The following is a 15320-nucleotide window of genomic DNA, read 5'->3' as shown; positions in this document are numbered from 1 at the left end:
GGGCGCTTCCTTATGCGGGGTGGGGCGGCGCCGCCGTCACGGGCCGGCGTGTGACGGCCAGAGTACTACAGTTTGCGCACGACGACGCAACCGATCGAGTAGCCGGCGCCGAACGAGCAGATGACGCCCAGGGCGCCCGCCGCCAGGTCGTCCTGGTGCTTGTGGAAGGCGATGATGGAGCCGGCCGACGAGGTGTTGGCGTAGCTGTCGAGAATCACCGGCGCTTCCTGCGGTTCGGCGTCGCGGCCCAGGATCATGCGCGAGATCAGCAAATTCATGTTCAGGTTGGCCTGGTGCAGCCAGTAGCGGCTCACCTGCGGCACGTCCAGGCCGGCCTTGGCGATGGTCGCCTTGATCATCTCGGCGGCCATCGGGCAGACGTCCTTGAACACCTTGCGGCCCTGCTGGCGGAACAGCTTGTCGGCCTTGCCGTTGCCGGACTCGTCGAAGCGGTTCAGGAAGCCGAAGTTGTTGCGGATGTTGTTCGAGAAGCTCGTTTTCAGTTGCGTCTCGACGATCTCGAACTGGTGGCGCGACGTCGCCGTCTCCTTCGCCTCGACGATGATGGCCGTGCAGGCGTCGCCGAAGATGAAGTGGCTGTCGCGGTCGCGCCAGTTCAGGTGGCCGCTGGTGATTTCCGGATTCAGCACCAGCACGGCGCGGGCCTGGCCGCTCTTGACGGCCGCCACGGCGGTCTGGATGCCGAAGGTGGCCGACGAGCAGGCCACGTTCATGTCGAAGCCGTAGCCGTCTATGCCCAGCGCCTGCTGCACCTCGACGGCCAGGGCCGGGTAGGCGCGCTGCATATTGCTGCAGGCGACCAGCACCATGTCGATGTCGGCGGCGCCGCGGCCGGCGCGGTCGAGCGCGTGGCGGGCGGCGGCCACGGCCATCTCGGCCTGCAGCGACAGGGCTTCGTCGGCGCGCTCGGGAATGCGCGACACCATGCGCGCCGGGTCGAGGATGCCGTCCTTCTCCATCACGTAGCGCGACTTGATGCCCGACGCCTTTTCGATGAACGCCACGCTGGAACCCTCGATCGCGCCGAGCTCGCCAGCGGCGATGGCGGCGGCGTTGTCGCTGTTGAACTGCTCCGCGTAGGCGTTGAAGCAGGTGACGAGTTCTTCGTTGGAGATCGAAAATGGCGGCGTGTACAGTCCGGTGCCGCTGATGACGACTTGTTTCATGGATAAGCTTTCAAATGAGGTAGGTAAGCGTGCTGAGCATTGAGACAAATTTTACACAAACGCCATCCACCGTAGAGATATTCATGGGCCTGGCCGGGAATATTTCAACGGTATGACAGAATTATATGGGCTGGCTGGCGCGGCGCCTTGCATCCTTGGTAAGGCGCCGCGAGGGGGGAGGGGGGGCTGCGCTTGGCGGCGGCCTATTTCTTGGCGGGTTTTTGCTTCGCCTCGTCGACCTGGACGATGGCCGACTCGCTCTTGGCCAGTTGCACGGGCAAGCCTTTCAAATGGTTCAGCGCCTGGCCCAGCTGGAAGTCGTCCTTGCTGCCGTATTCCAGCGGCTTGCGTTTTTTCTCCAGCGCGACGATGCGCAACTGCTCTTCGAGCTCGTCGCGGACATTCTTGACCGTTTCCTTGTCGCGGTCGTTGCGCAAGTGCTTTTCCAGGTCGGCCTCGCGCGTGCGCAGGCTGTTCAAGCCGTCGCCGTCGGCGTTCTCGTCGACCAGCAGGTCCGGCGAGATGCCCTTGGCCTGGATCGAGCGCCCCTTCGGCGTGTAGTAGCGCGCCGTCGTCAGCTTGACGGCCGTGTCGGCCGTCAACTGGCGTATCGTTTGCACGGAACCCTTGCCGAAGGTCTGGCTGCCGATGATGGTGGCGCGCTTGTAGTCCTGCAGCGCGCCGGCGACGATTTCCGAGGCCGACGCCGAGCCGGTGTTGACCAGCACCACCATCGGCACCTTCTTCACCGCCTCCGGCAACTGCGCCAGCGCGTCCGGCTCGCTGCGCAGCGCATAGTATTCGGCGCGGCCGTAAAAGATCTGCTTCGAGTCCGGCAACTGGCCGTTGGTCGAGACGATCGCCGCATCCTTGGGCAGGAAGGCCGCCGACACGCCGATGGCGCCCTGCAGCACGCCGCCCGGATCGTTGCGCAAGTCCAGCACCAGGCCCTTCAGGTTCGGGTCCTGCTGGTACAGCTCGACCAGCTTGGCGGCCATGTCGTCCAGCGTCGGCTCCTGGAACTGGGCCACGCGCAGCCACGCATAGCCCGGCTCGACGATTTTCGCCTTCACGCTTTTCTGCTGGATTTCCTCGCGGGCGATGACGAACACCAGCGGCTGCGCCTCGTCCTTGCGGGCGATCGTCAGCGTCACCTTGCTGCCCGGCTCGCCGCGCATCTTCTTGACGGAGTCGTCCAGGCTCATGCCCTTGACGGGCGTCGTGTCGAGCCGCGTGATCAGGTCGCCCGCCTTGATGCCGGCGCGGTAGGCCGGCGAATCCTCGATAGGCGCGACGATCTTGATGTAGCCGTCCTCGCTCAAGCCGATCTCGATGCCGAGGCCGACGAACTTGCCCTGCGAGCCTTCGCGCAGCTCGGCGTAGGCGCGCTTGTCGAGGTAGGCGGAATGCGGGTCGAGCGAGGCGACCATGCCGGAGATGGCCTCGGTCAGCAGCTTGCCGTCCTCGACCTGCTCGACATAGTCCGACTTGATCAGGCCGAACACGTCGGCCAACTGGCGCAACTCCTCCAGCGGCAGCACCGGCTCGGCTGGTTTTTGCGCCATCGCGGAAAACTGCAGCGAGACGGCGACGCCGGCGATGACGCCCAGCCCGATAAGGCTGGTATTTTTGAGTGTGCCCATGTTCCACCTGTCGATGCTGACAACATGCGCCGACCCGGAAACAGTGGCGCTTCGATTTCAGTATATCCCTGATTCTTTGCCGCTGTCATGCGCTGTGCGATTTTCCTGCGCTAGCGCGACCCATGCGGCGCCGAGTCTGAATAAAAGGCAAATATTGCTGCCGGATTCCGTGCATCTTCATCCATATTGGCGCCCGAATATTGTTCCCGTTTGCAAGCGTAAAGAATTGTAAGTGTCGCTTGCGCGGACCCGCACCTCACCTATAGTGAATCGCTCACTCTCTGTACCTGTAGTGGTTTTAGCCTGCGTCCATCACGGCGCAGGCTTTTTTTCGGGGCGGCGCTTGCCGGGTGTTGTCGCGGGCCGCGCCGATGTGTATCGTAAAGTAAAAAACGGCCGTCCGCGGCCTTGCGGGCCAGGCCCGGCGCATAGAATACGGCCATCGTCACGCAACGCTGAAGCCATGTCCCCTCGCCACCCTAGCCCCACCCGTTTCCGCGCCGCCGCGCTGACCCTGATCCCCGCAGCCGGCCTGGCTTTGCTGGGCGCCGCCAGCGCCGCGCATGGCGCCGGCCAAAGCGCGCCGGCCGACGCCGCGGCGCTGCAAGCGGCCGCCGAGGCCGTGCCCGCCGCCGCCCCGGCGCCGGCCCAGGTCATCGTCAACGGCAGCCGCGCCAGCGACATGGACGCGCGCCGCCAGTCGACGGCGGGCAAGCAGATCTATGGCCGCGAAGAGCTCGACCGCAACGGCGACAGCAACCTGGGCGACATCCTGAAGCGCCTGCCCGGCGTGACGATGGGCGGGCGGCCCGGGCGCGGCGGCGAAATCCGCATGCGCGGCCTGGGCAGCGGCTACACGCAGGTGCTGCTCAACGGCGAGCGCGCGCCGGCCGGCTTTTCCATGGACTCGCTGTCGCCCGACCAGGTCGAGCGCATCGAAGTGATGCGCGGCCCCGTCGCCGAGCACAGCACCCGTGCCATCGCCGGCACCATCAACATCGTGCTGCGCGACGGCTACCAGCAGCGCGACGTGCAGCTGAAGCTGACCGACACCATCGAGCAGGGCCGGCACGCGCCGAACGTCGCGCTGACGCTGCCGGGCAAGGTCGGCGGCCTCAGCTACCTGCTGTCGGCATCGCTGTTCGACAACCACCAGCAAGACCGCAGCGCCACCCGCAACGTCGACACCCGGGCCGACGGCAGCGTCGCCAAAGACCAGGCGCTGCAGGAGCAGAGCGGACGGCAGGCGCGCGGCATCCACCTGACGCCGCGCCTATCCTACAAATTCGAGGGCGGCGACACGCTGAACTTCCAACCCTTCCTGATGGCGTCGCGCAGCGACGCCGACGCCACCAGCCGGCTGGCGCAAAGCGTCGGCGCGGTGGCGCCGGAATATGCGACGGCGCAGACGCAGTCGCGGGCCTCCAGCACCTTCCTGCGCGGCTTCGGCAACTGGGTCCACAAAATGGCCGGCGCCTCCAAGCTGGACGTCAAATTCGGCTTCGGCAACGGCCGCAGCGACAGCGACTCCCGGCGCAGCCAATACGACGGCGCCGGCCTGCTGCTCGACCGCTTCGTCGACACCGACGCCACGCGCGACCGCAGCGCCAACACGGGCGGCAAATACACCACGCCGCTGGGCCAGGGCCACCTGCTGGCGGCCGGTTGGGACGCCGAATGGAACCGGCGCGAACAAAGCCGCGTCTCGCTCGACAACGGCGTGGCCCAGTTCGCCGACTCGGGCGACAACCTGAAGGCCGACACGCGCCGCTTCGCCGGCTTCGTGCAGGACGAATGGGACATCACGCCGCAATGGTCGGCCTACTTCGGCCTGCGCTGGGAAGGCATCCGCGCCACCAGCGCGCGCGGCGGCGCCGACGTCGCCAACCAGAGCCGGGTCTGGAGCCCGCTGCTGCACGCCGTCTGGCGCATCCCCGGCAGCGAAAAAGACCAGGTGCGCATGAGCCTGACGCACAGCTACCGGGCGCCGTCGCTGGCGGACCTGATCGCGCTGCCCTCGCTGTCGCGGCTGAACAGCGCGACGCGGCCCGACCGCACCGGCAACCCGAACCTGAAACCGGAGCTGGCCCGCGGCATCGACGTGGCCTACGAACACTACCTGGGGCGCAGCGGCATCGTCAGCGTCAGCGGCTTCGTGCGCAACATCGAGCAGCTGATGCGCCGCGAAACCACGCTGCAAGACACGCCGACGGGGCCGCGCTGGGTCTCGACGCCGACCAACATCGGCAAGGCGCGCACCAGCGGCATCGAACTGGAAGCCAAATTCCAGCTCGTCGAACTGCTGGAAAACGCGCCGGCGATCGACATCCGCAGCAACTACAGCCGCTTCTGGTCGAACGTCGAGGGCATCCCGGGGCCGAACAACCGGCTCGACCAGCAAGCCAAGCAGACGGCCAACATCGGCCTCGACTACCGCATGAAAGACTGGCCGCTGACCGTGGGCGGTAGCTTCAACTGGAGTCCGGGCAGCGTCGTACAAACGAGCGCGACGGAAAGCGTCGACGGCGGCGCGAAACGCACGCTCGACCTCTACGGCCTGTGGAAATTCGACGCCCGCACTCAATTGCGCATCGCGGCGAGCAACCTGTTGGCGCGCGACTACGACAGCGGCCGCGTCGTCACCACCAACGGACTGGCGCAAGCCTCGGACACCAGCGCCCCGACCCACGTCGCCTGGAGCATCAAGCTCGAAACCAAGTTCTAAAGCAACAATGGGGTCAGGTCTAGACATGGCGGTTTTTGCGGCGAAAAACCGCCATGTCTAGACCTGACCCCATTTGTGCTTGCAGGAAAACCGCCATGTCTAGACCTGACCCCAGGGGTGGGTGGCGCGCCGCCGGCGCCCGTGCTACATTCGCGGACGGCACGCCCGGCCTGATCCGTCCGGCGGCCCCTTTTTCTTTTTGCCCCCATAAGGACATTCCCGTGAAACGTTATCTTTTGAGCAGCTTGACCCTGACCCTGTTGGCTGCCGCCGCTACCGCCGCCGAGCCGGCCAGTTCTCCCCAGCTTCGCTCCGGCATCGATGTGCAGTTTATCGACGCCGGCGTGCGCGCCCAGGACGATTTTTTCAGTCATTTGAACGGCCAGTGGTTGAAGACGGCCGAGATTCCTGCCGATAAGTCGAGCTGGGGTTCGTTCGCCAAGTTGCGCGATGATACGACGCCGCAGTTACGCGGCATTATCGAGGCGGCCCAGGGCGACAAGGGCAAGAAGGCCGGCTCCGAGGCGCAGAAGATCGGCGATTTGTACGCCAGTTATATGGATGAGAAGCGCCTGGATGCGCTGGGCGTGAAGCCGCTCGCCGCCGAGTTGAGCCGTATCCGCGGCTTGCGCGACAAGAAGGGTATCCCGGCCTTGATCGCGCATCTGAGCCAGGTCGGCGTCGGTACGCCTTACGCCACTTATATCGGCCAGGACGCGCGCGAGTCGACCCGCTACGCCGCCTATGTCAGCCAGAGCGGCCTGGGCATGCCGGACCGTGATTATTATCTCGACGCCAAGCTGGCCGAGGTGAAGGTGAAGTATCAGGCCCACGTCGAGAAGATGCTGGCGCTGGCCGGCAGCAAGCACGCGGGCGCCGACGCCAAGGCCATCGTCGAGCTGGAGACGGCATTGGCGAAGGTGCAGTGGAGCAAGGTCGAGAACCGCGACCCCGTCAAGCGCTACAACAAGGTGGCCCTGGCCCAGCTCGACGCGCTGGCGCCCGGCTATGATTTGAAGGCGGGCCTGGCCGCGGCCGGCATCGCCAATAAGGTCGATTATGTGATCGTCGGCCAGCCCAGTTACTTGAGCGGCTTCCAGCAGATCGTCGCGCAGACGGAGCTGGCGACGTGGAAGGCGTATTTCGAGTGGCATCTGGTGCGCAGCTATGCGAACTATCTGTCGAAGGATTTCGCCGACGCCCATTTCGCCTTCTATGGCACGACGATCACCGGCGTGACGGCGCAGCCGCCGCGCTGGAAGCGTGGTGTTGGCGCCGTCGAAAGCGTGCTGGGCGAGGCCGTCGGCAAGTTGTATGTCGCGCAGTATTTCCCGGCCGAGCGCAAGGCGCGCATGGAGACGCTGGTGCAGAACCTGCTGGTGGCCTACAAGCAGAGTATCGACACGCTCGACTGGATGAGCCCGGAGACGAAGCGCGAGGCGCAGGCCAAGCTGGCCAAGTTCACGCCGAAGATCGGCTATCCGAATAAGTGGCGCGACTATACGACGCTGGCGATTTCCAGCGGCGACCTGGTCGGCAATATGCTGCGCGCGGCCGATTTCGGCTACAAGCGCCAGATTAACAAGCTGGGCAGGCCGATCGACCGAGAGGAGTGGGGCATGACGCCGCAAACGGTGAACGCCTATTACAGTTCGACGATGAACGAGATCGTGTTCCCGGCGTCGATCCTGCAGCCGCCGTTCTTTGACGCCGGCGCCGACGACGCCGTCAATTACGGCGCGATCGGCGCCGTCATCGGCCATGAGATCAGCCACGGCTTCGACGACAAGGGCAGCCAGTCCGACGGCGACGGCAATTTGCGCGACTGGTGGAGCGCGCAGGACCGCAAGAACTTCGCCGCCAAGACGGACGCGCTGGTCAAGCAGTACAGCGGCTACAGCCCGCTGCCCGGCTACCATGTCAACGGCGAGCTGACGCTGGGCGAGAACATCGCCGACAATTCCGGCCTGGCGATCGCCTACAAGGCTTACCGCCTGTCGCTGGGCGGCAAGGCGGCGCCCGTCATCGACGGCTTGAGCGGCGACCAGCGCTTCTACATGGGCTTCGGCCAGGTGTGGCGCAGCAAGATGCGCGAGCCGCAGCAGATCGTGCAGATCAAGTCCGACCCGCATTCGCCGGGCCAGTTCCGCGCCAACGGCACCGTCATCAACCAGCCCGGTTTTTACGAGGCGTTTGACGTCAAGGAAGGCGACAAGATGTATCTGGCGCCGCAGCAGCGCGTGATCATCTGGTAAGGTGAGGCGCCGCTGACAGTGCACGCCCCGGCCGCCCGCGCGCCCGGGGCGTGTTTGCTTTATGGCGCCGCGCCCAGCAGCGCCATGAAATCGGCGGCCGGCACGGCCGCGGAAAACAGGTAGCCCTGGGCGTAGTCGCAGCCGGCCGCCTTCAGCCAGTCGCGCTGCTCGGCCGTTTCGACGCCCTCGGCGATCACCTTCAGCCCCAGCTTGTGCGCCATGACGATGATGGTTTCGGCGAAGACGCGGCTGTCGCCGCCGCTATCCATGTCTTGCACGAAGGATTGGTCGATTTTCAGGTAGTCGACCTTGAATTTCTTCAGGTAGGCCAGCGAGGCGTAGCCGGTGCCGAAGTCGTCGATGGTCAGCTCGACGCCGCAGTTGTGCAGGCTGGCCAGCTTGTCCCGGACCCAGGGCGAGTCGTTGAGCAGCACGCCTTCGGTGATTTCCACGCTGAGGCACTGCTGGCCGGGGGCGTCGCGCGCCAGGTAGGTGTCCCAGTTGCGCACGGGCGTCTTGCTCATGAATTCCACCGGCGACTTGTTGACGCTGATCTGGAAGGGGCCGCCCTGCCGCGCCGCCCATTCGCGCGCCAGCGCCGCGGCCTGGCCCAGCACCCAGTCGCCGATTTCGCCGATCAGGCCGGTTTCCTCGGCCAGGCCGATGAAGCTGTCCGGCAGCATCAGGCCGGCCTGCGGGTGGTGCCAGCGCAGCAGCGCTTCGGCCTTGACGGTGGCGCCCCGCGCCAGCTCGACGATGGGCTGGTAGTAGACGTCCAGCTGGCGCTGCGGCAGCGCGTGGCGCAGTTCGTCGATCAGCTTCATGCGCGCCCAGGCGGCGTCGCGCATGCCGGCCGTGAAGAAGCTGAAGCGGTTGCGCCCGCTTTTTTTCGCCACATACATGGCCTGGTCCGCGTTGCCGAGCAAGCCCTCGGGGGTGCCGGCGTCCTGCGGATACAGCGTGATGCCGATGCTGCCGGAGATGTACACGTCCTTGTTGCGCAGCGTGAAGGGCTGGGCCAGCGCGTCGAGGATTTGCTGGGCCAGGATTTCGACGTGGCCGGTTTTGCTGACGTCGCCGAGGATGACGGTGAATTCGTCGCCGCCCAGGCGCGCCACCGTGTCGGCGTCGCGCACGCAGGCGCTGATGCGGTGCGCCGTCTGCTGCAGCAACTGGTCGCCGGCGTCGTGGCCGAGGCGGTCGTTGACTTCCTTGAAACCGTCCAGGTCGATGAAGAACAGCGCCAGCGGCCGTCCCGTGCGGGCGGCGCGTTTGACCTCCTGTTCCAGGCGGTCGCGGAACAGGCCGCGGTTCGGCAAGTCGGTGAGGAAATCGTAGTTGGCGCTGCGGCGGATGCGCTCCTCCGTTTCCTTGCGCTCGGTGACGTCGCGCGCGGTGCCGGCGACGGCCTCGACCTTGCCCGTGGCGCTCAGCACCGGCACCAGCAGGAAATCGTAGACGTTCTTTTTGCCGTTCGCGTAGGGGTAGGGCATTTCGCCGCGGTAGGTCAGCTTGTCGTCGATGACGGGACGGAAATACTTGCGCAGGTCGGCTGCCGCCGGCGCGCCCAGTTCCAGCAGGGTTTTGCCGACCACGTCGCGCAGCGCCCGGCCATAGATGCTCGTCAGCGCCTTGTTGGCGTAGATCAGGCGGCCGTCGAGGTCGAAAACATAGTTCAGGTCGGGCGACGAGGACAGCAGCGTGTCGAACAGCCGCGTGAAACGCTCGTTGTCGCTGGCGAAGCGCGCCAGCGACTCGCTGAGCGCCTGGTCGAGCGCCTCGTTGAAGCGGGTCAGCTCGGCGACGACGGCCGGCCCCTCTCCGGCGTCGGCGGCCCGCCGCAGGCGCAGCACGCTGGCGCGCAGCGCGCGGTACTCGGCCATCGCGTCGTTGACGCTGAAGCCCTCGGCCACCCGGGCCGCGCCGTGCATTTCGGCCTCGCTGTCGTCGCCGCTGTGCGGCCCCCGGCCCTTCGATTTCGCATCCTCCTCCAGCGCCGTCTGCGGCCGTTCCAGGTCGTCCGCGATCGCCAACAAGATGCCCTTGGCGTGGTCGCGCAGCGACGCCGTGTTCATGCCGCGCGCGGACGGAATTTGTTGCGCGAACAGCTCCCAGTGCCCAAGAATGCAGTCGAGGTTGGCGCGGATGAAGTCGGAGAGTGGCATGGTCTTAGTTAGACCGCGCGGCGGCGATTGGTTCGGCAGCGCCGGCCGTGGCCTTTTTGCCTCAATGGCGAAGATGCCAACAATCCGCCGTGGCTCTATGATACAGTCAAAAACCGGCCAGCCCACCGCAATGCTGGTCAGGTAAGCCAGACATATTGTGCTGTTTAACTTGATAAGGAATGATGTGAAACGATATCTGCTGAGTGCATTAACCTTGAGCCTGCTCACCGGCGTCGCCGGCGCAGCCGATGTGGCCAAAAGCGCCGCCAAGAGCCCGGCCGCCGCCAGCGTGAAAGCGGCGCCGCTGTCGGGCATTGCCGTCGAATACGTCGACAGCGGCGTGCGCGCCCAGGACGACTTCTTCCAGCACCTCAACGGCAAATGGCTGGCGACGACGGAGATCCCGGCCGACAAGTCGAGCTGGGGCAGCTTCGCCAAGCTGGCCGACGACACCCAGCCGCAGCTGCGCGGCATCATCGAGGCGGCCGCCGCGAACCCGAACCGCATGGCCGGTTCCGACGCGCAGAAAATCGGCGACTTTTACGCCAGTTACATGGACGAGCAAAAGCTGGAGCAACTGGGCCTGGCGCCGCTGGCGCCGCAGCTGAGCCGCGTCGCCGCGCTGCGCGACAAACAGGAAATCCCGGCCCTGCTGGCGGCCTTCAGCAAAATGGGCGTGGCCTCGCCTTACGACTTCAGCATACACCAGGACGCCAAGGATTCGACGAAATACGTGGCCGACTTCGGCCAGGGCGGCCTGGGCCTGCCCGACCGCGACTACTACCTGGAAGCGGACAAGGCCGCCACGCGGGTGAAATATCTGGCCCACGTGGAAAAAATGCTGACGCTGGCCGGTGACGCCAACGCGGCCGCCAACGCCAAGGACGTGCTGGCGCTGGAGACGGAGCTGGCCAAAGTACAGTGGAGCAAGGTCGAGAACCGCGACCCCGTCAAGACCTACAACAAGGTCGAACTGGCGCAACTGGCCCAACTGACCCCCGGCTACGACTGGAGCGCCTACCTGGACGCGGCCGGCATCAGCGGCAAGGCCAGCTACGTCATCGTCAGCCAGCCCAGCTACCTGAAAGGCTTCAACGAGGTGCTGGGCAAGACCCCGCTAGCGACGTGGCAAGCCTACTTCCAGTGGCAGTTGGTGCACGCGGCGGCGCCCTACCTGTCGAAAGCCTTCGTCGATGAAAACTTCGCCTTCTACGGCACGGCGCTGACGGGCGTGACGGAAATGCGGCCGCGCTGGAAACGCGGCGTCGGCGTCGTCGAGGGCGCGCTGGGCGAGAGCGTCGGCAAGCTGTACGTCGAGCAATACTTCCCCGCCGAGCGCAAGGCGCGCATGGAAGTGCTGGTGAAGAACCTGATGACGGCCTACAAGCAAAGCATCGACAAGCTCGACTGGATGAGCACGGCGACCAAGAAACAGGCGCAGGACAAGCTGTCGAAGTTCACGACGAAGATCGGCTATCCGAACAAATGGCGCGACTATGCGGCGCTGACGGTGAGCAAGGACGACCTGGTCGGCAACGTGCTGCGCTCGCGCGCGGTCGAGTACAACCGCGAGCTCAACAAGCTGGGCAAGCCGATCGACCGCGACGAGTGGGGCATGACGCCGCAGACAGTGAACGCTTACTACAACCCGGAACTGAATGAAATCGTCTTCCCTGCGTCGATCCTGCAGCCGCCGTTCTTCGACGCCAACGCCGACGACGCCGTCAACTACGGCGCCATCGGCGCCGTCATCGGCCATGAAATCAGCCACGGCTTCGACGACCAGGGCGCGCAATACGACGGCGACGGCAACCTGCGCGATTGGTGGACGGCTGCCGACCACAAGAACTTCGCGGCCAAGACCAAGCAACTGGTGGCGCAGTACAACGCCTTCAGCCCGGTTAAGGGCCACCACGTCAACGGCGAGCTGACGCTGGGCGAAAACATTGCCGACAACTCCGGCGTGGCGATCGCCTACAAGGCTTACAAACTGTCGCTGGGTGGCAAGAAGGCGCCCGTCATTGACGGCTTCACGGGCGAACAGCGCTTCTACGCGGGCTTCGCCCAGGTATGGCGCATGAAGATGCGCGAGGCGCAGCAACTGGTGCTGCTGAAGACGGACCCGCATTCGCCGGGCCAGTTCCGCGCCAACGGCACGATGCGCAACCAGCCGGGCTTCTACAGCGCGTTTGGCGTGAAAGCGGGCGACAAGATGTACCTGCCGCCGAAAGAGCGCGTCATCATGTGGTAAGCCTGCCCCCGCTGCGGCGGGTGCGGTGAAAACAATGCCGCCCGGTTCGCGCCGGGCGGCATTTTTCATGGTGCGCCCCGCGCCGCCGGCAGAAGCCCGCGGCGCCACCCAGGGGTCTGACCCCGGGTTTGTGGGGTCCGACCCCAGCTTTTACACGCAAAGCTGCTGCAGCAAGCGGCAGCAACGCCAGGCGCCGCAAAAACGCCGGCGTAAAAAAAGCCGCCCGGTTTGCCAGGGCGGCTTTGTGCAAGGTAAGGCGGCCAGCCGGCCAGCCTCGCAGCGCCGCCTGAAGCGGCGCCCTGCGTTTATTTCTTTTCTTCGGCTGCCGGAGCGGCAGCAGCGGCAGAGGCGTCGCCAGCGGCGGCAGCGGCCGGCGCCGGTACGGCAGGTTCCTTGAACTTGGCGCCGGAAGCGTTGGCCATGTACACCACGGCGCGGGCCACTTCGACATCGTCCAGGTCCGGATTGCCGCCTTTGGCTGGCATCGCGCGGATACCTTCGATGGCGTGCTTGAGCAGCGTGTCGTAACCTTGGGCAAGGCGTGCCGCCCAGGCGCCGTTGTCGCCCAGTTTCGGTGCGCCGGCGGCGCCGGTGGCGTGGCAGGCGGCGCAAATGGCCGTGTACACGGCTTCGGCCGCTTGCAATTGTTTCGGTCCGTTCGCATCTTTCAGCGTGAAGCCTTCATCGGCCACAGGGCTCAGGCGTGCGGCGACCACTTGCGGGTCTTGGCTGTCGGAGCCGCGACCGGTCAGCTTTTCCGTCGTGACAAACTGCACCAGCAGAATAATGCCAATGACGGTGACCAAAAAGAAGCCTGCAACGGCAGCAACGAGTTGCTTAGGCGTTCTGATGGCGGATTCGTGTTCGTTGTGTGCGTCGCTCATGATTTCCTTACGATTTTCGAGGCTGGTGGCAGTGCGGCGTATCGTCTTTGCATGTCGCGATGCAAACCTTCGCCAAACCCGCGATTATAGACTCAAAAAATTGTCTTTGGAATCGAATTTGCCCCGGATGCGACACTTTCCATGGACGCGAGCTCCGAAAGACGGTATCCTTCGTGTCAATTCAGACATTCCCCCCGCGCGGCTGTAGCTCAGTGGATAGAGTATTGGCCTCCGAAGCCAAGGGTCGTGGGTTCGATCCCCGCCAGCCGCACCAAATCTTCCTTTAAAATCAAATGGTTACGGACTTCTGTTCGGCGATGTCTTTCGCTCGTCTCCTTTGTTATCGTTCCATGTAAGCTCTGTGTATCCCCATTTCGGGAATGTGCGGACTATTTTCATATCGGCATGGAATGGCGCCAGGCGGTGTCTTAGCTGCTGATTTCTTGGTATCCGTGAATATTCTCATCACTGCCGCCACCCATTCTCATAAGTCGCCGCCACCTGTTCTCACTGACCGCCGCCACCCAATCGCATTGAACGCCGCCACTCGTTCTCGTTGGTTACCGCCAGCGCTCTGCTGTGGCTGCGGCCATCACCTAAGGGCAGCGAAGGACTGCTTCCACCCCATTGCGGACCGTTGCGATTCTACATAGCGGTCGTTCAGCGTTACCTATCAGCGGCGCCGTTAGGCGTCCGCTGGATTGTTTGGGTTAGAAGGGCAAATTAGCGAGCCCCCTGTCATTTACTTTTTGGGGGATTGCTAGATTTGCTAGGTTTGAGGGACGGTGTATTCCCTGGTGTGGTTTTGTTATCACGGCGGCGCTGATCCGGCTTCCCTGTTGATTTTGCTATCGGCTTTGGTCCAGGTTTAAGTGCCATAAATGCTCTCCTTTGTGGTTTGAAAATTACAGTGTGCGCGTACCTTCTAACGTGTTATAGATCGCAAAACACCGAGTTAACATGGGTGCCTGCGATATAACACCCCCTGTCATCCACCAAGGAAACCCTTCAACCACGGGGCACCTTTAAGATTCCTGCATTTTCATACAGGTTTAACAAAACCGACAAAAAACGCAGCGACTTGGTTCGCCAATTTTGACATATTAACAATCGAATTGGGGCCTGACATTCGCAGTGGCCGCTTCAGTCAAGCCTAGCCGATGTCCGCTAGTGGCCGACTGCGGTAGCTAAGGAATGGTTCGCCTAAAAGTTGTAATGTCGCTGCCCGTCGCATACACAAATGTGTTTCCAGACCAAGAGAACCCGTACGCACGGAGATAGTCGGACGCGATGTTCACACATCCGCCCTGATGTCCTTCGATTAAAGCTGACTTGTATGGCGCGCAAAAGATCAGATTCGACTTTGGCCATTCGGGCGAAACGATTTCCAAAGATTCGGCAAACCTGTTCGACATTGGCAAGCCACCGCCATTCAGCCCTGCGATCTGGATAACCTCGGCCTCAAGAGGGCCGATTCCTTCGCATATGAGTTCCAAGGGTTTGTACCAATCGCCGTCAGGTTCGTCATCGCGGAATATCTTTTTTCCCTGCGCACAGTCGATTACACCCCTGCCACTGCTGGAAATCACGAGAAGTAGCTCCGCATTCTTAGCGAAGCCGATTTCTGTAAGGCCGCCCACCGCGAATCTTCCCGAAACCTCCCAGCCCACCGGAGACTCACTCGCAGGCAGCTTGGAGAGCAACGAAATAAGTCTCTCACGATTTGCTTTCTCGTAATCATTCATAAAAGCCGTTTCTTCCTCAAATTGCGATGTCCGGTGTTGGCCGAACTCGGCCGATGGCCATAGAGGATAACATCTTGCTCATCTGAAAAATGCGAAAATTCTCACAAGCCCGAGTGGCGGCGTTCAATGCGATTGGGGGGCGGCGGTTATTGAGAACAGGTGGCGGCGACTTATAAGAATGGGTGGCGACAGTGATAAGAATACTCAGTATCCGTCCGCAAGCAGCATCAAAGCCCGCAACGGAATTTCTGAAAAAATATCCCACTGCCGCACATTGGTCGGGCGGGGCACCATGACTGCGCCAGCCGTTGAATTCCTGTTAATAAATCGCAGTTGCGTGGCGATCTACATTAGCGAAATTAGACACTGCCGGGCGCGATTTTTTTCAAGGCGATTCGCCCCGCCGTCAATGCGGCATGCTTCTGCAAGTCCAAGGATGGAGTGGTACTGATGTAACGCCGCCGT

At 63.6% G+C, this 15320-nt stretch carries 8 protein-coding genes and 1 tRNA gene; 4 read left to right on the top strand and 5 right to left on the bottom strand.

Annotation, left to right across the window (positions count from 1 at the left end):
• Window positions 1-65 precede the first annotated feature (65 nt).
• On the bottom strand, window positions 66-1187 hold the full coding sequence (locus OIK44_RS08905; protein ID WP_273670385.1) for a beta-ketoacyl-ACP synthase III: 1122 nt from the start codon (window positions 1185-1187) through the stop codon (window positions 66-68).
• A 203-nt stretch (window positions 1188-1390) separates the two neighbouring features.
• Window positions 1391-2830, bottom strand: coding sequence for a S41 family peptidase (locus OIK44_RS08900; RefSeq protein ID WP_273670384.1), 1440 nt, complete (start codon window positions 2828-2830; stop codon window positions 1391-1393).
• 463 nt (window positions 2831-3293) lie between these two features.
• Here OIK44_RS08900 and OIK44_RS08895 point away from each other — a divergent pair, with 463 nt between their 5' ends.
• Together OIK44_RS08895 and OIK44_RS08890 are read left to right on the top strand one after the other, a co-directional pair.
• Entirely contained in the window at window positions 3294-5555 is a 2262-nt protein-coding gene (locus tag OIK44_RS08895; protein ID WP_273670383.1) for a TonB-dependent receptor plug domain-containing protein, read from the top strand.
• Window positions 5556-5776: 221 nt separating this feature from the next.
• Window positions 5777-7810 (top strand): M13 family metallopeptidase, encoded by a 2034-nt coding sequence (locus OIK44_RS08890; RefSeq protein WP_273670382.1) that lies wholly within the window; start codon window positions 5777-5779, stop codon window positions 7808-7810.
• Window positions 7811-7869: 59 nt separating this feature from the next.
• Here OIK44_RS08890 and OIK44_RS08885 read toward each other — a convergent pair whose 3' ends face one another.
• Window positions 7870-9975 (bottom strand): putative bifunctional diguanylate cyclase/phosphodiesterase, encoded by a 2106-nt coding sequence (locus OIK44_RS08885; protein WP_273670381.1) that lies wholly within the window; start codon window positions 9973-9975, stop codon window positions 7870-7872.
• 184 nt (window positions 9976-10159) lie between these two features.
• On the opposite strand from OIK44_RS08885, the gene OIK44_RS08880 reads away from it, so the two are divergent.
• A complete protein-coding gene (locus OIK44_RS08880) occupies window positions 10160-12226 on the top strand; it encodes a M13 family metallopeptidase (RefSeq protein ID WP_273670380.1) in 2067 nt (688 codons plus the stop codon).
• Window positions 12227-12531: 305 nt separating this feature from the next.
• Here OIK44_RS08880 and OIK44_RS08875 read toward each other — a convergent pair whose 3' ends face one another.
• The gene (locus tag OIK44_RS08875; protein WP_273670379.1) at window positions 12532-13110 is read right to left on the bottom strand and encodes a c-type cytochrome; all 579 of its coding nucleotides are present in this window, start codon (window positions 13108-13110) and stop codon (window positions 12532-12534) included.
• Window positions 13111-13308: 198 nt separating this feature from the next.
• On the opposite strand from OIK44_RS08875, the gene OIK44_RS08870 reads away from it, so the two are divergent.
• A tRNA-Arg gene (locus tag OIK44_RS08870) sits at window positions 13309-13384 on the top strand.
• 913 nt (window positions 13385-14297) lie between these two features.
• On the opposite strand, the gene OIK44_RS08865 is transcribed toward OIK44_RS08870, so the two are convergent.
• Window positions 14298-14855 carry a hypothetical protein gene (locus OIK44_RS08865; protein ID WP_273670378.1) on the bottom strand — a complete coding sequence of 186 codons (558 nt, stop codon included), beginning with the start codon at window positions 14853-14855 and terminating at the stop codon, window positions 14298-14300.
• Between the last annotated feature and the right edge of the window lie 465 nt (window positions 14856-15320).

The sequence above is a fragment of the Janthinobacterium fluminis genome (genome assembly GCF_028595325.1).
Taxonomy (GTDB): Bacteria; Pseudomonadota; Gammaproteobacteria; order Burkholderiales; family Burkholderiaceae_D; genus Janthinobacterium; species Janthinobacterium fluminis.
The sequence above is the reverse complement of the archived record's forward strand: the minus strand, read 5'-3'. Positions and strand labels throughout refer to the sequence as shown.

Bases quoted from the DNA above. Each gene is read 5' to 3' on its own strand.
- OIK44_RS08900 (WP_273670384.1), bottom strand. From the start codon at position 2,830: ATGGGCACACTCAAAAATACCAGCCTTATCGGGCTGGGCGTCATCGCC.
- OIK44_RS08875 (WP_273670379.1), bottom strand. From the start codon at position 13,110: ATGAGCGACGCACACAACGAACACGAATCCGCCATCAGAACGCCTAAG.
- OIK44_RS08895 (WP_273670383.1), top strand. From the start codon at position 3,294: ATGTCCCCTCGCCACCCTAGCCCCACCCGTTTCCGCGCCGCCGCGCTG.
- OIK44_RS08885 (WP_273670381.1), bottom strand. From the start codon at position 9,975: ATGCCACTCTCCGACTTCATCCGCGCCAACCTCGACTGCATTCTTGGG.
- OIK44_RS08865 (WP_273670378.1), bottom strand. From the start codon at position 14,855: ATGAATGATTACGAGAAAGCAAATCGTGAGAGACTTATTTCGTTGCTC.
- OIK44_RS08905 (WP_273670385.1), bottom strand. From the start codon at position 1,187: ATGAAACAAGTCGTCATCAGCGGCACCGGACTGTACACGCCGCCATTT.